The 21,573-nt window shown below is 47.0% G+C and carries 29 protein-coding genes and 1 tRNA gene; 1 reads left to right on the forward strand and 29 read right to left on the reverse strand.

Features of this window, described 5'->3' with window-relative positions:
• Positions 1 to 23: 23 nt before the first annotated feature.
• The 20 genes from C7R92_RS32430 to C7R92_RS24785 form a co-directional block, all read right to left on the reverse strand.
• A complete protein-coding gene (locus C7R92_RS32430; protein WP_007716564.1) occupies positions 24 to 182 on the reverse strand; it encodes a hypothetical protein in 159 nt (52 codons plus the stop codon).
• 76 nt (positions 183 to 258) lie between these two features.
• Entirely contained in the window at positions 259 to 1,032 is a 774-nt protein-coding gene (locus C7R92_RS24695; RefSeq protein ID WP_017248118.1) for a CheR family methyltransferase, read from the reverse strand.
• A gap of 128 nt (positions 1,033 to 1,160) precedes the next feature.
• A complete protein-coding gene (gene ndk, locus C7R92_RS24700; protein ID WP_007716560.1) occupies positions 1,161 to 1,604 on the reverse strand; it encodes a nucleoside-diphosphate kinase in 444 nt (147 codons plus the stop codon).
• Between the two features lie 104 nt (positions 1,605 to 1,708).
• A complete protein-coding gene (locus C7R92_RS24705) occupies positions 1,709 to 2,674 on the reverse strand; it encodes a polyprenyl synthetase family protein (protein ID WP_017248117.1) in 966 nt (321 codons plus the stop codon).
• Positions 2,675 to 2,683: 9 nt separating this feature from the next.
• Positions 2,684 to 3,547, reverse strand: coding sequence for a menaquinone biosynthesis protein (locus C7R92_RS24710; protein ID WP_069845334.1), 864 nt, complete (start codon positions 3,545 to 3,547; stop codon positions 2,684 to 2,686).
• A gap of 4 nt (positions 3,548 to 3,551) precedes the next feature.
• Complete coding sequence (locus C7R92_RS24715) at positions 3,552 to 4,148, reverse strand: UbiX family flavin prenyltransferase (RefSeq protein ID WP_106835985.1); 597 nt, start codon at positions 4,146 to 4,148, stop codon at positions 3,552 to 3,554.
• Positions 4,145 to 5,014, reverse strand: coding sequence for a UbiA-like polyprenyltransferase (locus tag C7R92_RS24720; RefSeq protein WP_017248114.1), 870 nt, complete (start codon positions 5,012 to 5,014; stop codon positions 4,145 to 4,147). Before C7R92_RS24720 ends, C7R92_RS24715 begins: the two co-directional genes overlap by 4 nt.
• 77 nt (positions 5,015 to 5,091) lie before the next feature.
• Complete coding sequence (locus C7R92_RS24725; protein ID WP_017248113.1) at positions 5,092 to 5,811, reverse strand: demethylmenaquinone methyltransferase; 720 nt, start codon at positions 5,809 to 5,811, stop codon at positions 5,092 to 5,094.
• Positions 5,812 to 5,815: 4 nt separating this feature from the next.
• A complete protein-coding gene (locus C7R92_RS24730; protein ID WP_106835986.1) occupies positions 5,816 to 6,652 on the reverse strand; it encodes a heptaprenyl diphosphate synthase component 1 in 837 nt (278 codons plus the stop codon).
• Between the two features lie 125 nt (positions 6,653 to 6,777).
• On the reverse strand, positions 6,778 to 7,293 hold the full coding sequence (locus C7R92_RS24735; RefSeq protein WP_069845336.1) for a hypothetical protein: 516 nt from the start codon (positions 7,291 to 7,293) through the stop codon (positions 6,778 to 6,780).
• Between the two features lie 76 nt (positions 7,294 to 7,369).
• Positions 7,370 to 7,600 carry a trp RNA-binding attenuation protein MtrB gene (mtrB, locus tag C7R92_RS24740; protein ID WP_017248110.1) on the reverse strand — a complete coding sequence of 77 codons (231 nt, stop codon included), beginning with the start codon at positions 7,598 to 7,600 and terminating at the stop codon, positions 7,370 to 7,372.
• Between the two features lie 37 nt (positions 7,601 to 7,637).
• Positions 7,638 to 8,348: a lytic transglycosylase domain-containing protein gene (locus C7R92_RS24745; protein ID WP_069845337.1), complete on the reverse strand. Its 711-nt coding sequence runs from the start codon at positions 8,346 to 8,348 to the stop codon at positions 7,638 to 7,640.
• A gap of 111 nt (positions 8,349 to 8,459) precedes the next feature.
• Positions 8,460 to 8,536, reverse strand: a tRNA-Pro gene (locus tag C7R92_RS24750).
• A 66-nt stretch (positions 8,537 to 8,602) separates the two neighbouring features.
• On the reverse strand, positions 8,603 to 9,169 hold the full coding sequence (folE, locus tag C7R92_RS24755; protein WP_017248108.1) for a GTP cyclohydrolase I FolE: 567 nt from the start codon (positions 9,167 to 9,169) through the stop codon (positions 8,603 to 8,605).
• Positions 9,170 to 9,376: 207 nt separating this feature from the next.
• Positions 9,377 to 9,649, reverse strand: coding sequence for an HU family DNA-binding protein (locus C7R92_RS24760; RefSeq protein ID WP_005831316.1), 273 nt, complete (start codon positions 9,647 to 9,649; stop codon positions 9,377 to 9,379).
• Between the two features lie 237 nt (positions 9,650 to 9,886).
• Positions 9,887 to 11,365: a stage IV sporulation protein A gene (gene spoIVA, locus C7R92_RS24765; RefSeq protein ID WP_069845504.1), complete on the reverse strand. Its 1,479-nt coding sequence runs from the start codon at positions 11,363 to 11,365 to the stop codon at positions 9,887 to 9,889.
• Positions 11,366 to 11,545: 180 nt separating this feature from the next.
• The gene (locus C7R92_RS24770) at positions 11,546 to 12,274 is read right to left on the reverse strand and encodes a hypothetical protein (protein ID WP_106835987.1); all 729 of its coding nucleotides are present in this window, start codon (positions 12,272 to 12,274) and stop codon (positions 11,546 to 11,548) included.
• Positions 12,275 to 12,290: 16 nt separating this feature from the next.
• Positions 12,291 to 12,638, reverse strand: a complete 348-nt coding sequence (locus tag C7R92_RS24775; RefSeq protein ID WP_012686141.1) for a 2Fe-2S iron-sulfur cluster-binding protein — start codon at positions 12,636 to 12,638, stop codon at positions 12,291 to 12,293.
• A 16-nt stretch (positions 12,639 to 12,654) separates the two neighbouring features.
• Positions 12,655 to 12,951: a 2Fe-2S iron-sulfur cluster-binding protein gene (locus C7R92_RS24780; RefSeq protein ID WP_106835988.1), complete on the reverse strand. Its 297-nt coding sequence runs from the start codon at positions 12,949 to 12,951 to the stop codon at positions 12,655 to 12,657.
• A 12-nt stretch (positions 12,952 to 12,963) separates the two neighbouring features.
• Positions 12,964 to 13,152 (reverse strand): DUF2768 family protein, encoded by a 189-nt coding sequence (locus C7R92_RS24785; RefSeq protein WP_017248104.1) that lies wholly within the window; start codon positions 13,150 to 13,152, stop codon positions 12,964 to 12,966.
• Between the two features lie 134 nt (positions 13,153 to 13,286).
• Here C7R92_RS24785 and C7R92_RS24790 point away from each other — a divergent pair, with 134 nt between their 5' ends.
• Complete coding sequence (locus tag C7R92_RS24790) at positions 13,287 to 13,763, forward strand: hypothetical protein (RefSeq protein WP_069845426.1); 477 nt, start codon at positions 13,287 to 13,289, stop codon at positions 13,761 to 13,763.
• A gap of 120 nt (positions 13,764 to 13,883) precedes the next feature.
• Here C7R92_RS24790 and C7R92_RS24795 read toward each other — a convergent pair whose 3' ends face one another.
• The 9 genes from C7R92_RS24795 to rpsA all read right to left on the reverse strand — a co-directional run bounded on the left by C7R92_RS24795 (position 13,884) and on the right by rpsA (position 21,402).
• The gene (locus C7R92_RS24795; RefSeq protein WP_007716506.1) at positions 13,884 to 14,150 is read right to left on the reverse strand and encodes a stage VI sporulation protein F; all 267 of its coding nucleotides are present in this window, start codon (positions 14,148 to 14,150) and stop codon (positions 13,884 to 13,886) included.
• 78 nt (positions 14,151 to 14,228) lie between these two features.
• Complete coding sequence (locus tag C7R92_RS24800; RefSeq protein WP_069845427.1) at positions 14,229 to 15,281, reverse strand: NAD(P)H-dependent glycerol-3-phosphate dehydrogenase; 1,053 nt, start codon at positions 15,279 to 15,281, stop codon at positions 14,229 to 14,231.
• Between the two features lie 13 nt (positions 15,282 to 15,294).
• A complete protein-coding gene (gene plsY / locus C7R92_RS24805) occupies positions 15,295 to 15,897 on the reverse strand; it encodes a glycerol-3-phosphate 1-O-acyltransferase PlsY (protein ID WP_017248100.1) in 603 nt (200 codons plus the stop codon).
• A gap of 15 nt (positions 15,898 to 15,912) precedes the next feature.
• Complete coding sequence (der, locus tag C7R92_RS24810) at positions 15,913 to 17,226, reverse strand: ribosome biogenesis GTPase Der (RefSeq protein ID WP_069845505.1); 1,314 nt, start codon at positions 17,224 to 17,226, stop codon at positions 15,913 to 15,915.
• 54 nt (positions 17,227 to 17,280) lie between these two features.
• The gene (locus tag C7R92_RS24815; RefSeq protein ID WP_017248098.1) at positions 17,281 to 17,463 is read right to left on the reverse strand and encodes a capping complex subunit for YIEGIA; all 183 of its coding nucleotides are present in this window, start codon (positions 17,461 to 17,463) and stop codon (positions 17,281 to 17,283) included.
• 3 nt (positions 17,464 to 17,466) lie between these two features.
• The gene (locus tag C7R92_RS24820; protein ID WP_106835989.1) at positions 17,467 to 18,372 is read right to left on the reverse strand and encodes a YIEGIA family protein; all 906 of its coding nucleotides are present in this window, start codon (positions 18,370 to 18,372) and stop codon (positions 17,467 to 17,469) included.
• Between the two features lie 7 nt (positions 18,373 to 18,379).
• A complete protein-coding gene (locus C7R92_RS24825; protein WP_106835990.1) occupies positions 18,380 to 19,015 on the reverse strand; it encodes a YphA family membrane protein in 636 nt (211 codons plus the stop codon).
• An 85-nt stretch (positions 19,016 to 19,100) separates the two neighbouring features.
• The gene (gene fni / locus C7R92_RS24830; protein ID WP_106835991.1) at positions 19,101 to 20,153 is read right to left on the reverse strand and encodes a type 2 isopentenyl-diphosphate Delta-isomerase; all 1,053 of its coding nucleotides are present in this window, start codon (positions 20,151 to 20,153) and stop codon (positions 19,101 to 19,103) included.
• A gap of 76 nt (positions 20,154 to 20,229) precedes the next feature.
• Positions 20,230 to 21,402 carry a 30S ribosomal protein S1 gene (rpsA, locus tag C7R92_RS24835; RefSeq protein WP_069845431.1) on the reverse strand — a complete coding sequence of 391 codons (1,173 nt, stop codon included), beginning with the start codon at positions 21,400 to 21,402 and terminating at the stop codon, positions 20,230 to 20,232.
• Positions 21,403 to 21,573 lie beyond the last annotated feature (171 nt).

Consider the following 21,573-nt stretch of genomic DNA (forward strand, 5'->3'; position numbering starts at 1 on the left):
CGAATAAATCAGGATTGACATACCTACACGTTGAAAAAAGGATTGGGGCTCAGCGGTTTGCGAGTGTGATCTACGCGTATCAAATCATCTAGTTGTGTCCTCTCCGCCCCTAATATCTGACCACATTCCTGCAGCGTGATCAGCCCTCGACGGTATGCTTCGATGACCTTGTGTTTATCCATCTGCTGCCTCCTCTTGCAAAGTAGGTATTCCTAGTCTTGGGAAAAAACAGCAGAGATATACCAAGGCCAACATGAATCAACCCATTTTTCGATAGAAGAACGTATCCTCTGTCTCCAGTTGGTATTGTTGCGGCTGAAAAATTTGTTCCGTGCTGCCTACAAAGAGTACCCCACCAGGTTTCAGTGCCCGGCTAAACTTATGATACAGCTCATGCTTTGCTTCTTCGGTAAAGTAAATCATCACGTTCCGGCAAATAATCAAATCAAATTGAGAATCAAATGAGTCCGCCAATAAATTATGTTTTTTGAACGTCACTTTTCTCTTCACTTCGTCCGTTATGCGATAGCTAAGTGTATCTTTTTCAAAATACTTCGTTACGAGGTCTTTCGGACAATCTTGCAGGGAGCGATCCGTGTATACCCCTTGCTTTGCTTTTGCCAGTGCTCCCTCATCAATATCGGAAGCGAGCACGGTCGCATCCATCTTCTTGCTCAGCAAAATCAGTGAGAGTGTGTACGGCTCCTCCCCTGTCGAGCATGCAGCACTCCAGCATTTCACCCGCGGCGATTGCTTCGCCAAGCGTGGCAAAATTTTATTCTCGAGAACTTCCCACCGGCCTGGATTGCGGAAAAATTCCGATACGTTGATGGTCATCCTATCGAGGAACTCATAGAAAAGCTCCTTGTCTTTAGCGATGGCATCGAAATACTGGGCAAATGTGTTGTACCCCCGCTTTTGTCTCAACGAGGTTAGACGGCGCTTCATCTGTGCTTCCTTGTAGAGGGCAAGATCAATTCCAGTCATTTTCTTCACACTAGCAATAAATTGGAGAAAGTCCTTATCTTCCATGCTGAATCGTACCCCCTTTAAAAACTCCTTAACTTCATTCGCTATATTTCGTCATTATCCTATCTGTTTTGACAAAGATTTTGACAAAAAAAGAAAACCCCACTAAATGGGGGTTTTCTCGATCAGTCTTAGATCCAGCGTTGGATTGTTTTCTCGAAGGAGAGAACTTCTTCAGCGGAGAACCACAGGCCGATTTCACGCTCAGCGCTCTCAGGAGAGTCAGAACCGTGGATGATGTTCATGCCAACGGAAGTAGCGAAATCGCCACGGATCGTACCGGAAGCAGCGTCTACTGGGTTTGTTTTGCCCATCATAGCGCGAGCAGTTGTGATTACGTTGTTACCTTGCCATACCATAGCGAATACTGGTCCGGAAGTGATGAAGTCTACCAGTTCACCGAAGAATGGGCGCTCTTTGTGCTCTGCATAGTGTTCTTCAGCCAATTCGCGGCTTACTGTCATCAGCTTAGCACCTACGAGTTGGTAGCCTTTTTTCTCAAAACGGGATACGATTTCCCCGATCAGGTTGCGTTGTACGCCATCTGGTTTTACCATAAGGAATGTTTTTTCCATTGTAAGTATGCCTCCATTAGAGCTATGTATTGGTGCATAGGACACCAACGTAAATTTTATCAAAACTAGAGTGGTCAAGCAACAGGAAGACCGTCAAAAAATCATTAAAATTTGCGATCGATGATGTAATTGGCGATACCTGTCAAAGATGTCTTAGCTTGGTTGTTAGGTAAATCTACGAGAATGGCATGCGCACGGGCGATGTAACGTTCAGCGAGGCGCTGCGAAAAAGCAATGCCCTCATCTTCTCGCACCATACGAACTGCTTCATCTGTATGATCCCAAAACGTATTTTGCGCGATCCATTCCTGGAATTGCGCACGTGCCTTTCCATGATGAGCAGAATAAAGCGCAGGCAACGTAATGTTTCCATGCACCAAGTCACTTCCAGCAGGCTTCCCTAACTGCTTCTCAGTCCCTGTAAAGTCCAAAATGTCGTCGGTAATTTGAAAAGCCATCCCCACATTGTAGCCGTACCAGTACATTTTGCGAATCATGTCAGCTGACGCTCCGCTTGCCACTGCTCCTAATTGACAGCTAATCGCAATTAAAAGCGCCGTTTTTCGTTTGATTCTGCGCAAATACGTACGGAAATTTTGGTCCCAGTTATTCAAATCCTTTACTTGCTCGATCTCTCCCTTGCAAACCTCGACGATTGCATTCGAGAGAATTTGGTGCAATTGCGGAATCGGGAGCTGGGAGGCAATGGCCAATGCCCGCGCAAAAATATAGTCGCCTGCGTACATGGCTACTTTGTTATCCCACTTCATCCGAACGGTATCTTTTCCGCGACGCTTATCCGCATCATCAATCACATCATCATGGACAAGCGAAGCCATGTGGATCAGTTCAAGAGGAACGGCCACATGCTTTAGCTTCTTGACATCGTAATTGCCCCACTTACCGCCAAGCAAAACAAAAACGGGACGAATCCGCTTTCCTCCTGCCTTGAGTAAGTGAGTCGAAGATAGATACAGCTCTCGAACCGGCGTATCAATCGCTTTTTCCAGTTCATCTTCTATGTATTGGACATCTTTTTTCATCTTGAAGTAAATATCGACTAGATTCATCCGTTCCACCTATCTCGTCAACGTAGTATTGGTCTGTCGGCCGCCAGCTTGCCACAGATCGACGGTTGCAGGTGCCGATAGAAGTCCCAGCTCCGCTGCGCATCGGTAATAGTACTCCAGTCCAATCCGCTGAACGTCACCGAAATCGTGCTGTAATCCTTGGAAATAGTGGATCCATTGCTCTTTCTCTCCACCGAAATGTGTGTGAACGTAGTCAATCAAAGGGGCTGTATTCGCTCTTGTTTTCCTTTTGCTCTCTAAAAAAGAAGCATGGACTTCCGCGATCAAATCATGCTGATCGGCAATAACCGCTCGACGAAGAGCCCAAATGGCGAAGGTCATGGAATAGCCCGTAAATTGATGCCACAGCTCTCCTAAGTCATAGACATGCAGGTCTTTGGCCGTTCGCTCAGCTGAAATAGCGTCGTCCCCGATCAAGAGCGCTGCATCAGCATCCTCCAGCATTTCTTGCAAAATGGGTTCCTGTGTAACGTAGGAAATCTCATAATCGTAAAACTTATGGAGAATGATCTTTAAGAGGTTCACTGTGGTAGCCGATGTGTTGGTCAAGGCTATTTTGGCACCGTTTATTTGTTCAATCGGCTTTTTGCTGAACAAGAAAAGGGAGCCTACTCTCCCCTTGGCACTGACAGACAGATCTGCCAATGCCACGTATTCGGAGGCATGCTCTGCATAGCTAAACGAAGAAATCGGTCCCAAGTCTATCTCGCCATTCGCCATTGCAGTGTTTAACTGGGCAGGAACCTGGCGGATGAATTCGATTCGGTCTTCGAATTTCGCCTGATCAAAATAGAAGTAAACCGGCAATACATTGGTATACAAAATTTGTCCAACACGCAAAGACTTTTGCATGCGTTTATTCCCCCCAACGCCGGAACAGCGAATGTGGTACATCAATTGCATCCAAAGTTTTCCCTACTACAAAATTGATCAGATCGTCCATGGTTTGCGGTTTCTGATAGTAGCCTGGCATAGCAGGCAGAATCTTGACTCCCAGACGACTTAATTTGAGCATGTTCTCGAGCTGAATCGCATTGAACGGCGTCTCTCTCGGAACGATGACCAAGCGCCGACCTTCCTTGATCATGACATCTGCAACACGCTCCAGCAAATTACCTGATGCACCATGCGCGATGCCAGAAACAGTCCCCATCGAGCACGGTACTACGATCATACCGTCACAGCGATAGGAACCACTGGCTGCGGGACAATTGAAATCTCGCAGTCCCCAATAATGTAGCTCACCCGAAAAGTCTTGTTGCAGCTTCTCCTGCAATAGAGCTTCTCTGTCATCCGTGTGCCAATCCAGTTCATCACGAAATACTTGCCAGCCTGCTTCTGTAATCATCAAGTGAACGATATGTCCAGCACGTAAAAGCTCCTGGACGACTCGAACACCATAGATAGCACCACTTGCACCCGTTATCCCGACAGCCCACTTTTGCTTGTTCATGCAATCACCAAATCAATCATCGTAAAGGTAAACATCACGACACTCAAGATGCCATTCATATTGAAGAATGCCATGTCCAGCTTGGACAGGTCTGTCGGCTTTACCAGCGTGTGTTCATAGATCAAAATCGCACCAGAAATAAGCACGCCTACCAAGAACCAGATAGACAAGTCTGCGACTACATACAACGACATCAGACCAACGAAAGTAAGAACGTGGCATACGCGGGCAATCAGAAGTGCATTGGCAATTCCGAAGCGGCTCGGCATGGAATAAAGTCCTTCTTTACGGTCAAAATCTGCGTCCTGGCACGCATAAATGATATCAAATCCTGCTGTCCAGAACATAACAGATGCAAACAATAGAAGGCCGATGCCATCTACTTGACCTGTTGTCGCTACCCAGCCACCTAACGGACCAAACCCGATGGCAACCCCGAGAACAAAATGGCAAAGCCAAGTAAAACGTTTCGTATAGGAATAAAGCACAAGAACAAACACAGCGAGTGGCAACAATTTCACAGCCAAATCATTTAACTGGAATGCAGCAATGAACAACACCGCAAAGGACACCACGATAAATAAAATGACTTCCACAATCGAAATGAGACCAGCAGGTATCGCTCGTGTGACCGTCCGAGGATTTTTCGCATCAATCACCCGGTCGATGACACGGTTTAAGGACATCGCTGCACTTCGAGCGCCCACCATCGCTACCGTCACCCAGAAAATTTCCGACCAGGTAGGCCATGCATTCTCTACCACAATACTTCCCAAAACAGCTCCCATAAAAGCAAAAGGCAAGGCAAAAAGGGAGTGCTCGAATTTAATCATTTCCAAGATGACTTTCAATTTACGTAGACCCATCTATGACACTTCCTATCTAGTGAAGAAATACCGGTTTACTCCCCATATACGCGTTTGGGGCCATCGCATTCGTCAACCTATGGCTTTGTGCCAATATGCAAGGCTGATACGCCGCCCATAAACAATTTGACCTGAACCGGGTCCAAGCCTGCTTTCTGAAACATGCTTGCCAGTTCGCGACTGTCCGGGAAATTGGTCAGGGATTGTGGCAGCCACGCATACTCTTCGTACTTGTTGACTGTCAGCTTCGCGATAAATGGCAAGATTTTGTAGAAATATAAGTAAAATAGCTTCCGGTACGGAATGAACGGGGGCTTGGACACTTCCAGAGAAACGACTTTACCGCCCGGCTTCACAACACGCGCCATTTCATTCAAGACCTGCTGAACATCCGGTACATTGCGCAGGGCAAACCCGATTGTCACGAAGTCGAATGTATGATCCTCGTAGGGCAGATTCATCGCATCTGCGTTTACTAGCTTTACGTTGTTGCCAACACCAGCGTTCGCCACTTTATATGCCCCGACATCCAACATATTTTGGCTGAAATCAAGGCCAACAACGCTGCCTTCTTTACCAACTGCCTTGGCCAATGCAATGGTCCAGTCTGCTGTACCACAAGCGACATCCAACGCTGTATGCCCTGGCTGAATATTCATCTGCTTCATCGTGTAATTACGCCAAGCAATATGACTGCCAAAGCTGATTACATTATTCATTTTGTCGTAATCGTTTGCAATGCTCTCGAAAACGGAGTGAACGTACTCTGCTTTCTCATTCATCTGTGTCTGGTTCACTTGGCTACATCTCCTCAATTACCTTCTTCAAGCGACTGATCCGATGGGAGTACCGTGCCGTAATGGATGCAAGCATGTTCCGCGTCTCTGCCGGATGCAGCGTACGCACCATTTGCTCACATAAACCGATTAATTCGATGGCTTTTCCCTCAACGCCAGACAAAACTTGCGCGAGTGTAGCACCGGGTTTTTGCAGCAAAAAACGGGCAAAACCAAAAGGGACTTGTTCTTGCCATTTGAGCTGCTCCCACTCTCCGATCACACTCTCTACCTTGGCTGTTTCCTTCATCAGATCGCTCCAGAATCGACGGCGATCAGCTGAATCAGAATACTCCTCTACAACAGCCACGTATAAGCCCGTATCAATCGTATTTCGCAGTTCCCAGTACTCTTCATCTGATAAAATCTTGCTATCTCGCCCAGCGATGTAGAGTCTCATTTTCGCTTCGTTCACTCGCTGAATGGCTGCCGACAACACTTGAATAGCTTGGATTTCACCCGCTGAAGCCAGAAGGTGATAATAGCGACTGCTGTAATAATCACCCGCAAGTACGGTCAGCTGTCGGTTTCGCTCCGCGCTCTGTGAGGAGTCGTACTCATTTTTCACGAGCTCATGCGTGTCCAGTCCCAATTGGACAAGTCCTGTTGCTGTACATAAAACCGAAGCCTTTTCCTTCGGCATACCTTGTTCCAGCAAAAAAAGGTACAACAGCTCTAGACGATTTTCCGCCATGGAAGGAACGTCAACATAATGTTCTACATAGGAATGGGTGATTCTCTTGTAGATTTGTTCGATAATGGACCGAACCTCTTCTACATTCGGGGAAAGTTCTTTGCTCATGCGTCCTCCTCCACAAGCTGCACAACCTAAAGATGTCTGCCTGTTCCGTACTGTTCCTTACTCTTCGGTCTTCCTCTGCCGTCCGGTCAAAAGGCCGTCTCTACTATCATACCATACTTCTTCCATCAGGGACTAATTCGCTCATAAAAATACGGCTCGATTCGAATGGGAAATGTACTGCTTACAAAGGACTGGATATCCGAAGGGTCGGTCAAAGGTTTGTCATGCCCTGCGAGATTTCCCGTTGTCGATTGTATGGCAATCAATAATCTCGATTCTTTTGGTGGATCCGTCTCCTCCAACAAGCGATAGTACACGGGCCCAACATTGTCTGCATAGGTACGCAAGTCGTATGTCAAACGGTAAAAATCTTGATAGACGGTGTTTAGCTCTACTTTTTCGGCAGGTTTCACCACAAAATCGACATAGATCGATGGGTTTTCCCATTTTATACGCTTAATATTATAATGTGTCGACAACCTTGTAAACAAATCAAGGGCATTTTGCTCGCTTAAGTGAATGGCTCGTGCCGACTGAAATGTCGGTATATCCGCTTGCATCCACTGATTTGTAGGAACGAGCGACAGCATCAGAGCCAAGAAAGTGGAAACAGCAATCGCCATCAACAATTGGCGCGGCATAGACATCCCTCCTCTCCTCCATTGTACAAACAAAAAAAGCAGGCTATGCCTGCTTCTTAGCAAAACGACTTGCTCTTTATTCGGTCGTATCCACGACGCCATGCTGCGAGTAAATCACTGCTTTTCCTCGCACCTTAATCGCAGAGGTGTGCTCAGTAAATTGAAAAATCATGACCTCGTCTTTATCGAGTTTCTCTGTATGATGAAAACGCGTATCAGTGCCTCTTGTTAATCCGATCACATGAACGCCATTTTCCTTCGCTTTGACTACGAAATAATCCTGATTAAATCCCGATGGTTGTGCCAATATGTTTCCTCCTGACCAATACGATATGCGAGTATGTCTAGTATGATGCCCCTTCTGACTCCAGTCGGCTCATGATCTTGTCTACATAGCGCTGTGTCTCTTGCGGCAATTGGTCAAACTTCGCTTCTAGTTCGTCATCACTGCTGATTCCCAGACGACTCATCCGACCTGGACCAGCATTGTAAGCAGCAAGTGCTACTTTCACATCTCCATCATAACGATCCAAGAGCGACTTCAAATATTTTGTTCCACCTTCAAGGTTTTCATCAGGGTCGTATACATTACGGACTTGCATGGCTTTTGCCGTATTGTCCATCAGCTGCATCAAGCCCTTCGCCCCTGCGTGAGATTCTACATTCGGATTGAAATTGGATTCGGCCCTGACGACCTCTCTCACTAGATCAGCGTCCACTCCGATCGCTTTCGCTGTCTGATCAATCTTGCCCAAAATTTCCGGGGTAGGAACAGATGGCCCTTTTGCAAAAAATAGGGACTGCTCATTTTGAATATGGGTAGGAATCTTCCAGTTCCTAGAACCATCTAACTTGGCTAAAATCTCCTGCGAACTGATAACCCGCTGGCCGGTTGTTGCTAACTGGGACTGCAGGATGTCCGAGAAGAGCCCCTCGTCTCCATACGAAAGCGAAGAGGCGTCATAGGTTTGCGGCAATGTTTGCAAATATGGTTGAAGTGATACAGGCACCTTCATAGCATTGAACAACCCTTCCCTAGCTTGTCTACCTATCATTATAAAAAAGAAAGATCAAGAAGCCAATAGCAAAATGGTACTACTTGGGAGAGTAGCCATTTCACATAAAAAAGAAGCCTTTGCTCAAGGCTTCTGATCGTTATATGCAGATGGTCGGAATGCAGGGATTCGAACCCTGGACCTCACCCACCCCAAGGGTGCGCGCTACCGGGCTGCGCCACATCCCGACTGTACATCCGTACTATACAATATTTTACTTATAGAGTCAATATAATTTCCTTATTTTTGAATTTTTATGAGCGAATCAAGCTAAATACTTCTGCACGGGCAGCCGCATCTTTCTCAAACATCCCGCGAACAGCAGAGGTGATCGTTTTCGAGCCTGGCTTTTTCACGCCACGCATCGTCATGCACATATGCTCTGCTTCAACAACCACAACCACGCCATGCGGATCGAGCTTGCGCATAATCGCGTCTGCTACTGTCGATGTAATGCGTTCCTGCAACTGCGGGCGTTTGGCAACGGTATCAACCGCACGCGCCAACTTGCTCAGTCCAACCACGCGGCCCCCACGCGGTACGTAAGCGACATGCGCTTTACCGAAAAAGGGAACCAAGTGATGCTCACACATGGAGTAAAACGGAATGTCCTTCACTAACACCATTTCCTCATGATCTTCGCTAAAGACAGTCTCAAAATACTGATCTTCGTCTATATGCATGCCCTCAAATACTTCAGCGTACATTTTCGCGACTCGCTTAGGGGTATCGAGGACTCCTTCTCGATTAGGATCATCCCCTACTGCTTCTAGGATCATGCGAACAGCTTGCTGTATTTTATCCAAATCGACGTTCATCATTGTACCTCCTACGTAACGGCATACGCCTTGTTTCTCATCCAAAAGCTCTGCCTGCTCGCGATCAAAGCCAATCTTACCATATCGTTTTAAAAAAGACAAAAAAATATGCCAGTATTTTCATAGGCAAACTGTATGTACACAGAAAAAAACCCACATTTTATCAATGTGGATTTTTTTATGTAAGTGCTTCGTTCTCAAAAGAAACAACTACTTGATGGAGTCTTTGAGTTGTTTACCTGGTTTAAACGCAGGTACTTTGCTGGAAGCGATTTCGATCTCTTCACCAGTTTGTGGGTTACGACCTTTACGAGCCGCACGTTCACGAACTTCGAAGTTACCAAAGCCGATCAGTTGGACTTTATCACCAGTTTTCAATGCATCTGCAATTGCGTCAAGAACTGCATCAACTGCTTTTGTTGCATCTTTCTTGGTGAGTTCTGTGGTTTCAGCCACTTTTGCAATCAGTTCTGTTTTGTTCATTTTATTCACCTCCCCTCAAAGAACACCAAGTCCTAGCTATTATTTTTCTTAACCGAAACGAAGCGTTTTATACACGAATGGTTGTTTTTACCGATCTGACAAGCTTATAGTAATACACCGATTTCTTAAATTCAAGCCCCTCCTGTCGAAATTGAACGAAATACAAGAAAAAAAGGCATCTCGTCATGTCAGATGCCTTCCCTATATTTGTTGTTTATAGGACTTTAGAACTATTTATTAGAGTATGATCGCAATCAGGCCACCCGATCCCTCGTTGATGATTCGACCTAAAGTCTCCTGTAATTTGTATCTCGCGTTGTCTGGCATCATGGTAATTTTTGCCTGAATTCCCTCTCTTACGATGGAATGGAGCGAGCGTCCAAAAATATCGGAGTTCCAGATGGAAAGCGGGTCTTTGTCAAAATCTTGCATCAGATAGCGGACAAGCTCCTCACTCTGCTTCTCTGTTCCGATAATCGGAGCGAATTCAGACTCGACATCCACCCGAATCATGTGAATAGACGGTGCTGTTGCTTTAAGTCTGACTCCAAAGCGCGGCCCCTGGCGGATTAGTTCAGGTTCGTCCAAGGTCATTTCATGCAACGACGGGGCTGCTATACCGTAGCCCGTACTTCGGACCATGTGCAATGCTTCCGCTACCTGATCAAACTCGCGCTTGGCATGTGCGAATTCCTGCATGATTTTCAACAAGTGATCCTTGCCATTTATCTCAACACCGACAATTTCCATCAAGATGCGGTCATACAGTTCATCTGGAGCGTAGAGGTCAATCTCTGCGATCCCTTGCCCCATATGCATACCAGCAAGAGAGGCTCTCTCTACGAAGTCATAGTCATTGAAGAAGCCGACGACACGGTCCACATCGCGTAACCGGCGGATATCCTGCACGGTCTCACGTACGGCTTCCTCGTAGTTCTGACGCAGCCAGTGCCCGTTTTCCAGCACCATTACCCAGCTCGGCAGATTTACATTTACTTCATGAACTGGGAATTCAAACAGAACTTCTCTCATGAGAAGCAAGATTTCCTGCTCTGTCATATGATCAACCGACAAGGCAACGACTGGGACATCGTATTTTTCCTGAAGCTGTAAGCGAAGGTTCTGTGCTTCGTCGGCTCGCGGACGCGTCGAGTTTACAACGATCACGAACGGTTTTCCGACTTCCTTCAGCTCGTTTACAACCCGCTCCTCTGCATCGATGTATCCTACACGCGGTATTTCCGCGATGCTGCCATCCGTTGTCACAACAATCCCGATGGTTGAATGTTCCTGGATAACCTTGCGTGTCCCGACTTCGGCCGCTTCCTCAAATGGTACAGGCTCTTCATACCAAGGTGTATTTACCATTCTTGGGCCATTGTCGTCTTCAAAGCCCTTTGCCCCTTGCACCGTATAGCCAACGCAGTCAACGAGGCGGACATTGATGCTTAGCCCTTCTGTCACATGTACGTTAACAGCCTGATTCGGAACAAATTTGGGTTCGGTTGTCATGATTGTTCGTCCTGAAGCGCTCTGCGGCAACTCGTCTGTCGCTCGTATCCGCTCCGCTTCAGAGTTAATATTCGGGATGACAACTTGCTCCATAAACCGTTTGATAAAGGTAGACTTTCCCGTACGAACAGGGCCTACCACTCCGAGGTAGATGTCTCCGCCCGTCCGTTCGGCAATGTCTTTAAAGATGTCGACTCGTTCCACCATCGATGACCTCCTTCTATTTGTCTATTTTTACACTATGACCGATTTTCCGAATTATCCCTGACCGCCAGTATTTTCGTAGGGAATCTCGTACTAGTTTTGTGGACAGTACAAATATATGTATTTTTGCGTTAACTAGAACAAAAAAAACGACCCTGATCAGAGTCGTTTTTCGTAAAGCTAATTTAGTTTGAGAAGCCTTGGGTCACCATCGACCATTTCATATGGAAACGATTTCGCTGGCACAAACATCGAATGGCGTGCAAGAACGTACCTCGGGTCTGTTTTTTCCGGCACGGTTACTTTTGTATCCCGAAGCAATTGCGCGATATCCGAAGCATAGTCAATCCCGACTTGTCCTTCAGCGTTCATGACCAGTGGCAATAAGTAAGTCCCCATCGTGGACGGCACCTGCCACGCTTTTAACCCGAGTCGTTCATGATCGATGGAATAGTAGCCATTCCCCAGGTCAGCGAGTACAGGCAGCTTTTCGAAATGTCCCTTGTAACGGTCTACTTCGCTCTGTACATCCGCTACTGTACTTACAGCGGTCAAATGAATGAGCTTCACTGTCGGCTTTGTATCCACATCAATGAGTACGTACTTGTATACGCCACCTTTTTCAAATGCGTTCCCTGGTACATCCGGCATGTATTTAGGGATCATCCTACGGAAATCAATCTCGTATTTTTCAAAAATAGGAGTATCGAGGGGTTTCGTTACGATTGGCAATACTGCTGTGTCTTTTTTGAATTGCTCAATCGCTTTTTGTGTTGCTTCTACAAAAAAGGTACTAGGAATTTGATTCTCTGCTCTGCGCTCATCCGGATACAAGCATCCGGATAAAAGGGAAGACAGAATCGTCAAACTGATCACGAGCTTGAACGATTTTCGCCACGATTGCCACATCTTATATACACACCTCTTACATTCCATCTTCATTTTCTTTGCGTTGTCGCTCGAGTGCAGCGGCTACCACTGATTTCAGCTTGCTTTCTGGAATCCTGACCGTACAATCCTTTTCCGTCGTTTTTGCCTGACAGGCCAAACGAATCCCATTCGCGAGATCCTTTTCAGGCAGCTTGCGCTTTTCCAGCGCCGTTGGCGGGCACAGCAGGCCATTCTCAACGACCACACGGCACATCAGACAAGATGCATGCCCACCGCATCTCTGCGGGATTACGACGCGAGCTGACGAAGCTACACCGACCAAGGTTTGCCCTGTCCGCGCCTTCACACTCTTCTTGCTCGGGAGAAAGGTTACTTTCCCCATTTTGTCACTTCCTTTACTAGTACGGCCGATGAGCTACCTTGACTGTTCCTGCTGAAACAATCTTTGTCTGGCAGCCTAATCTGTAGCCTTCTGTGCGTTCAGCCTTGCGCAATCGCAGTTTTTCTTCTGGTGTCACTTCGTTTAAGTACTCTGCTCCTTCCAGAACATACGTACGGCATTGTGCACATACCCCTCTTTGGCAGGCATGGCCCCACACGACGTTGTTCTTTTTCGCAAGAGCAACAATGGATTCATTCAACTCGATCGAGACTTCATGAATGCCTGCACGAGTAAGTAATGTGATCGTTGACATCGATAATCCTCCCTAGACAAAAATCACAATCAAAATCATGACAAGCACGACGAGTAATAGTAAGAATGCGAAGGTCTTCACCAGGAACCGCAAAAACGCATTGGTTATTTTTCTGGCAAAGATCATAACTAAATTGCAGACGAACATGAGCCCAATGGCAATTAAGGAAATGTTCATCTTTGTCATAGGATCAATATACATCGGGACTGCAGCATCCTTTGCATTTTTTGCTTTATTATACCATACTTCCCCATCTTCGTCTGACGCTTGCGAACCTAATACTAGACATTCGCATAGACTATCGTGATGAATTCGCCCATTGGAGGGATGAAACGTTGAGTAATAAAGTAAATAATCGAAAATGGCGGAATCCATACGCGCCTATACCCAGCAAAAAATTAAGCGACCAAATCGAAAATGTCTCCCTTTCCATTTCACCGAAAAGAATCCTGCCCACGGTTGATTTGCGCACCTCTGTTTCGAAAATGCGCCATAACATCAAAGGGATCGGCAGCACGATCCGGCAGGTAGAAGACACGATGGATTCGTTGTACGGGGCGATGGAGATGATGGAGAACCTCGGAAAACGCACGCCTGAGCCTGAGGTCGTTGCCGAAAAGCCTACTGGCAAACGCAAAGCTGCTCCAGAGCCACAAAAGGCAGCAGAAACAGCACCACAGGAATCAGGCTTAGGCAACCTTTTGGGCAATATAGATATCGGGCAATTACTGGGTCTCCTGCAATCCCCATTAGTCCAGAACCTGATTACACAGGTAAGCAGCAACTCCAAGGAACGAAAAAAAGAGGGATAAGATCCCTCTTTTTTTCTTGCAATCTGTAGGTCAGCCATGTCCCTGTAGAGCCATGATTGTTCCTAGTCTTACTGTATGACGGTTTTTGTTGCAGGTAACGGGCATAATCGCCCATTTCTCTTATTTGAGCAGCTTGGTCAAGGTGGACATGTCACCCAGATTGATTTCCTGATTGCGAAACATTTCAATGACCTTATCCTCCTTTTCAGGAGTTAATTGCTTGCCGCTAAGGGTAGCAAGTGTACGAATGATTTGACGCAGCTTAGTCTCATCTTCAAAATCACTGCGCTTGACCTGACCGGCTAGTGAGCGAAGCTTTTCTTCATCAACATTTTCCGTTGCTTTTCCTTGCAAGCGCTCAAAAAGTCGTTTCGACATATTATTCATGTGAAATCTCCTCCTGCACATGGGCTTTCACCCTATCGTATGTGCAGAAGCCTAAATCGGTGATACTTCATTCATGACTTATTCCGCATCAGGATTGAGGTATGCCATTTCAAAGGTTTTTCCGCGCCCCATCAGTTCTTCCACGCCTTGACGAGCTTCTTTTCCTTCAAACAGCATGCCATACAGAACAGAAGTGATTGGCATCTCCACTTGCTCGCGTTGCGATAAGGAAAAGGCTGCATTTGTTGTCCGAACGCCTTCGACGACCATCCCCATCTGCGCCAGTACGTCATCGAGTTTTTTTCCTTGTCCGAGCATATAACCTGCACGCCAGTTTCGGCTGTGTTTACTCGTACATGTGGCAATCAAATCGCCGACACCAGCCAGACCTGAGAACGTAAGCGGCTTAGCACCGAGCTTAATGCCCAGACGGCTAATTTCCGCCAAGCCACGGGTCAACAGCGCTGCCTTAGCGTTGTCTCCATACCCTAACCCATCAGACATCCCTGCACCAAGTGCAATGATGTTCTTCAACGCTCCAGCGATCTCAGCGCCAATCAAATCCGGGTTAGTATACACACGAAAATTCGTATTCATCAGCAAATCCTGAGAGCGCAGCATGCTTTCTTCCGATTCAGACGCCATCACAACTGTCGTTGGTTGCCGTTTGACTACTTCCTCAGCATGGCTCGGTCCTGACAACACAGCCATTCTAGACGCAATCTCTTTCGGCACCTCTTCCGCAATGACTTCTGACATTCGCTTCAGACTTTCCAGTTCAAAGCCTTTTGTCGCATGAATCAAAAGTACATCCGGTTCTAAGTACGGAGCCACTTGCTGACAGATTTGGCGCATGGCATGGGAAGGAACAACGAGAAGAACAATTCGCTTGCCTATTACAGCCTCTTGAATGTTGGTCGTCGCCACTATGTTTACTGAAAGCTTTTCTCCAGGCAGGTATTTTTCATTCACATGCTTGCTATTTATTTCTTCTGCCAGCTTGGTATCCCGTACCCAAAGCGTAACCTGATGCCCGTTGTCCGCCAAAACAGTTGCAAGTGCCGTTCCCCAGCTTCCGGCCCCAATCACCGTAACATTTTGAATCAATACGTCCCCCTCCACTTTTCTCATGTCCGTTCGTACATTATCCCAGCTTCCGGTTGGACTTATCTCCTAGTTTCCGTTCGTTTCCTGAAAGAAGATTGCGGATATTATTATAATGACGAATGTAAGCAAAGATTGCGATCGCCAAGCTCGCCCAAATAAAGGAAATAGGTTTGTCCAACAAGTAAAGGGTGAATGGAATAACCGTTACGATAACCAATGATCCTAATGAAACAAAGCGAGTGATCGCAATGACTATGACAGCCAACACGGCAGCGATCAAAAAAGCCAAGGGAGAAAAACCTAACACGACACCTAGCGTGGTCGCAATGCCTTTCCCTCCGCGGAATCCAAAAAAGATCGGCCAATTGTGACCGGCGATAACAAACAAGCCTGCCACAGCATACGCTGCCGGGTCTCCTGTCATCAGGTGAGTCAGTCCCATCGCAGCTGTTCCTTTAAGTGCATCAAGAAGGAGAACGGCAATGCCGGGGCCTTTTCCTAACACCCTTAAGGTATTAGTTGCACCGGCATTTCCGCTGCCATGAGAACGTATGTCAATTCCTGCGACTTTTTTGGCGATAAGATAGCTAAAGCTAATAGAACCGATTAAATAGCTAATCACCCAGGATAATAACACCATGGCGTTTTTCTCTCCCTACGTTTTTTTCCGTGTCCAGATTCTAACTGGTGTGCCTTCAAACACAAAAGCTTCACGGATCTTGTTCTCTATGTAACGTTCATAGGAGAAGTGCATAAGTTCTGGATCGTTCACAAACAAAATGAACGTCGGTGGTTTCACTGTCGCTTGTGTCGCATAGTTGATCTTCAAGCGTTTGCCGCGATCAGATGGTGGAGGTGTACGGATCGTCGCATCTGTTACCAAATCATTGAGAACGCCGGTAGGAACGCGCATAGTATGTGCTTGTGCTACTTCATTAACCTTCGGCAGAATCGTATGGACACGTTGCTTCGATTTTGCAGACACATACATGATCGGAGCGTAATCCAGGTATTTAAATTCTTCGCGGATCAACTCTGTGAAGCGTTGCATCGTTTTGTCGTCTTTTTCAATAGCATCCCATTTGTTCACGACAATAATGACACCACGGCCAGCCTCATGTGCATAACCCGCGATCTTCTTGTCCTGCTCGATAATGCCCTCTTCCCCGTTAATGACAACAAGAACGACATCGGAATCTTCAATGGAACGCATCGCACGCATCACACTGTATTTTTCCGTTGTTTCATACACTTTCCCGCGCTTGCGCATACCTGCCGTATCTACGAGAATGTAGCTTTGGCCATCACGCTCAAATGGCGTGTCGATCGCATCACGGGTCGTTCCGGCAACATCACTGACAATGACTCGCTCTTCACCGAGAATCGCATTCGTCAAGGAAGACTTCCCGACGTTTGGACGACCGATGATGGATACACGAATGATATCGTCTCTTTTCTCTTCGTCATCCTCTGCTGGGAAATGCTGAACCACGTCTTCCAGCATATCGCCCAAGCCAAGACCATGGCTACCCGAGACAGGGAATGGCTCGCCCAAGCCCAAGGAGTAAAAGTCGTAAATATCCGCACGCATTTCCGGATTATCCGCTTTGTTCACCGCGAGTACGACAGGTTTTCCTGTCCGATTCAGCATTCGTGACAGTTCAACGTCCGCATCTGTCACACCTGTGCGGCTATCTGCAATCATAATGATGACATCTGCTTCGTCAATCGCAAGCTCTGCCTGGTAACGCATCTGTGTAAGAATCGCGTCGGTCTCGCCAAACTCAATTCCACCGGTATCAATCACATGGAAAGTATGAGTTAACCATTCACCTTTCCCGTACAGGCGGTCACGGGTTACTCCCGGCATATCCTCCACGATCGCGACTCGTTCGCCAATCAATCTGTTAAAAATCGTGGACTTTCCCACGTTGGGTCTCCCCACAATGGCTACCACTGGTAATCCCATAATCAACAACACTCTCTCTCATTTTACGTTTTGACTAGCTAATCATACCATACACTACTTATGCCGAACAATGATAAGGGTATCGTCGCTCACTTCATGCACCATCGCGTCCAGTATCTTTTCCAGCGTGAAAGCCGTTTGCTGCATCTTCTCCGTGGTAGATTCGATAAAAATCGGGACACCACCCGCAATCCTGTCTTTGTTCGTCGTAATCACCGACAAGATTAATCCTGTCATGGCCTACAGCTCCTTTTTCACCATTCTAGTCTTCGTTGGCATTCGGAAGACGCTTTCGAGAATTGGGACTGCACGAATGACGGACGTTGCGCGTTCCACATCTTTTTCTTGCGGTAATAAAAATACACCCAGTCTCCCTGACTGTATATCACGTTTTACCAATGGTGATAGCGATGGCTCTCCCGTATCTGTATAAACGCCGAGCTGCGTCGCGACATCGTGCAATATCGCTTGCCGCTGTCCTGGGTGGGCAATCGTGACCTTGGCATTGGCATCCCTCGGTGTCAGAATAAAACCCACACCTTGCTCACGTATGATCTCTTGGGCATCTGCCAACCCGACGTTCATGATGTAAATGTCGTTCACATACAAGTCTCTTCCTTCCATTCTCACTTCCCCCGGCTCGATCTCTGCAATCAGCGACAGTGTTTTTCCAGAGCGCAGCTTGCGAGAAATCATCAAGGCGATGACACCCGCGATGACACCTCCCCACCAATGAAAAAAGATGGTAGCCGTCGTTGTCACCAAAGAAGTAAACATGACCATGTAATTGCGTCCTTCAAACACCATTGCGATTCCTTCGATGTAGGGACCACCACGGGGCACTAGCTCCTGCTTATCGATCTCTGTGAGCGTAGTGCGTTCCATGTTCCTGACATCGCGGAATTGCTGAGCAGCCACCGTTAAAAATGTGACCGCCGTGTAATTCTCCTTGAGCAGGGCGGGAATCGCTATCGCTCCGAGCGCGGATGCAATCACCCCAAGTGAAATGTGAATAATTTTTCCGTGGGGATAGGTTGGATATTGTCGATAATCTGTTCGCAAAAGATGAATCCGGCACATAATGCCGAATAGGAAACCCAGAACTAATGGAAAAACATATTCGTAAGCTAGCAATTCCTTCAACACCCTAGCGTCACCTGCCCGTATCGGAATGGGAAGACTCTGTTTCTGTTCTACCAAGAATACGACGAATCGCAGACCAGACGATGCTGACGAGAGCCCATAGTGATATGCCACTCCACAAGAGATCTTGCGCATACTCCGATCCCCATTGACAGGAACCCGACAATTTCCAAAAATAAAGCGAATGTATCACATCTGCGAGTGGCATGGCGAGCGTAAGCTGAAACAGCTGGCCCAGATTCGTTCTGCTCATCAAAAAAATCGTACTAACTCCAACAGCGGGTACGATGATCCTCTCATCCCAAAACAGCAAGATCGGATCGGTAAAAAACAGCCAGCGCAGCCAAAATAGCAAAAGGGCCGTTGCCAGCGCACTCAGCAAGTACAATCTGCGTATTTTTGACATGAGCTTGGTGTAAAGGACAATGCTTGCGATCAGTGGCAATATCGTTCCACTTAGACTAACTTGAATGGGGGCAAAATAGATTTCCCAGTTCACAAACGTACAAATTAAAAACGCACTGATCACTGCGAGCACTCGTCTGCGTTCCATCTTCATGTTTTGCAGCTGCAAGTCAAAGCTTCCCATCCAGACAAGACACAGCAAAGACCACTGGATGAGGATCGCAACGGTTCCCTCGTTCATGTTCATCTCCTCAAAATGATGGTTGTCTCCCCCAAAAGTATGCCTCAATCAAGGAAATTTCATGAATCGAATGCTCGTCCACTAACTAACGTTGCGCCAGTCTCTCCAATTGGATGTGACGAAGCCTAGCTCTCTCCGCTGTTTTTCCCGTGATCATAACAGGAGTACAAACTGCGTCTGCCAGACCTTTCATACCTAGTGCCGTCATCGCCACACGAATTTGGTGATGCCATCTGTCTACGGTAGACAAGCATCCTTCCAGAGATTCGCGTTGAACCAGACGCAGCATTGCCCCCGCCATCCCGACAGCGGACGCACCTAAAGAAGCGGCTTTGACTACATCGAGACCATGACGAACACCGCCTGTTGCTATGTACGACATTCCCGGATGACCGACAGCATTCGCTTCCAGCAAGCTCTCTACCGTCGTGAATCCCCAATCTTCAAACATCGTGTGAGGATGATCACTACGCATATTTTCGACTTGAGCAAAATTTGTTCCGCCCCTTCCACCCACATCGATGGTTCTGATCCCGATTTCTATGAGTTTCTCGATTGATTCCTTCGCCATGCCAAAACCGACTTCTTTGACCATAACCGGTACATCCAGACTCTCCCTGATTGCTTGAATCCTCTCGAGATAGCCGCGAAAATCCCGATCTCCCTCTGGCATCAGCAGCTCTTGCATGACATTTAGATGGATTTGCAGTCCGTTCGCTTCGATCATCTCCACCGCTGCTGTTGCCTGCTCCACTGTCGCTTCCGCCCCAACATTTGCAAACAAGATCCCCTGTGGATGTTCCCTTCTGACAATCCGATAGCTATCCGTAACATCCGGATCACGCAGAGCTGCCATTTGTGAGCCAACAGCCATAGCCAGATTGCGTTCCCTCGCAATGATCGCCAGTTTTTGATTGATTTGCGTAGTCCCACCAGCTCCACCCGTCATCGCATTAATCATAATCGGTGAGGAGAGTCGTAAGGATGCGATCTCGGTGTCCAGTGAAGTTTCAGCAAATGCTGCATTCGGCAAGCTGTTTGGAACAAAGCTAACATCATCAAAACTATTCGCACCATTTTCCCCGGTAACAAGAGCATTTCGAATATGGTCCAGTTTCCTAATCGAACGACGATCCATTCTACCCCTCCTAGACTTTCACTCCCAGAAAAAAGGGATACGCCAGAGCGTATCCCCATGAGTCCTACTTTTTATCTTACTTGAACTTGTCTTTCAGATCACCGAACAACTCGCCCAATGTCACGCCCATTGGTTGGTTGTTTTCTTGCGTGAATTGTTGCTGTTCACGCTTACTCGCACGTTCTGCCTGCTCCACACGGTCTTCTTCAACTGCACGGATGCTGAGGCTAATGCGCTGTTCTTGTGGAACAACATCCAAAACTTTCACTTGTACTTCTTGGCCCTCTTTCAAAACCTCACTCGGTGTATTCACCCGGCGATTTGCAATTTGCGAGATGTGTACCAGGCCTTCGATTCCAGGAGCCAGCTCAATAAATGCACCGAAGGACACCAAACGTTTTACAGTTCCATTCAAAATAGAGCCCGCTTTGAAATCTTCTGCAACGCTCGCCCATGGACCTGCTTGCGTTTCCTTAATGCTAAGGCCAATGCGCTCGTTTTCACGGTCAATTTTGAGGACCTTCACTTGCACCTTGTCGCCTTCCTTCACGACATCGGACGGCTTATCTACACGGTTCCAAGCAAGTTCAGATACGTGAACCAATCCATCAACACCACCGATATCCACGAATACGCCGAAATCGGTCATGCGCTGAACCGTTCCTTCCAATACTTGACCCACTTGGATTTTATCCATAATGGATTGCTTTTGCACTTTTACTTCGTCTTCCAAAACTGCTTTGTGGGACAGGATGACTTTATTCTTTTCCTTATCCATTTCTACTACTTTCAAAGCCAATGTTTTGCCTTTGTAATCAGAGAAATCTTCAACGAAATGACGCTCTACCATGGAAGCCGGAATAAAGCCGCGAACGCCTACATCAACAACCAGGCCGCCCTTCACTACTTCTTTCACGGACGCTTCGATGATCTCACCCGCTTGCATTTTTTGCTCAAGATCAGACCAAGAAGATTCCATCGCTACGGCTTTCTTGGAAACAACGAGCTCTTCTTTCTCGTCGTTTAGCTTGATGACTTTCACTTCGAAAGTATCACCAACCGCTACTACATCAGATACCTTTTCAACATGCAGTGGAGACAGTTCGCTGATAGGAATCAGACCATCGTACTTGTAACCTAGATCTACAAGCGCTTGTTTGTCCTCAACTTTTGTTACGGTTGCTTTTACGACATCTCCTACGGAAATGGTTGTTGCATCCGTCAAGCTTACGTTCGTTTCTTCCATCATTCAAAAGACCTCCTTAATACCATCCAGTCCCAAACGTCTATGTACAGGTTGTGTACAACCTCACTACACGAAGCGGGAGCATGTATATTTTTAACTGTCGCCTGATGGCTGGCAGTTAGTACTGATGAAGCCAGTAAGTTCCAGCAGATTTAGTATTCGTCCCTTTAGCAA

The organism is Brevibacillus porteri (assembly GCF_003013475.1).
Lineage (GTDB): Bacteria > Bacillota > Bacilli > Brevibacillales > Brevibacillaceae > Brevibacillus > Brevibacillus porteri.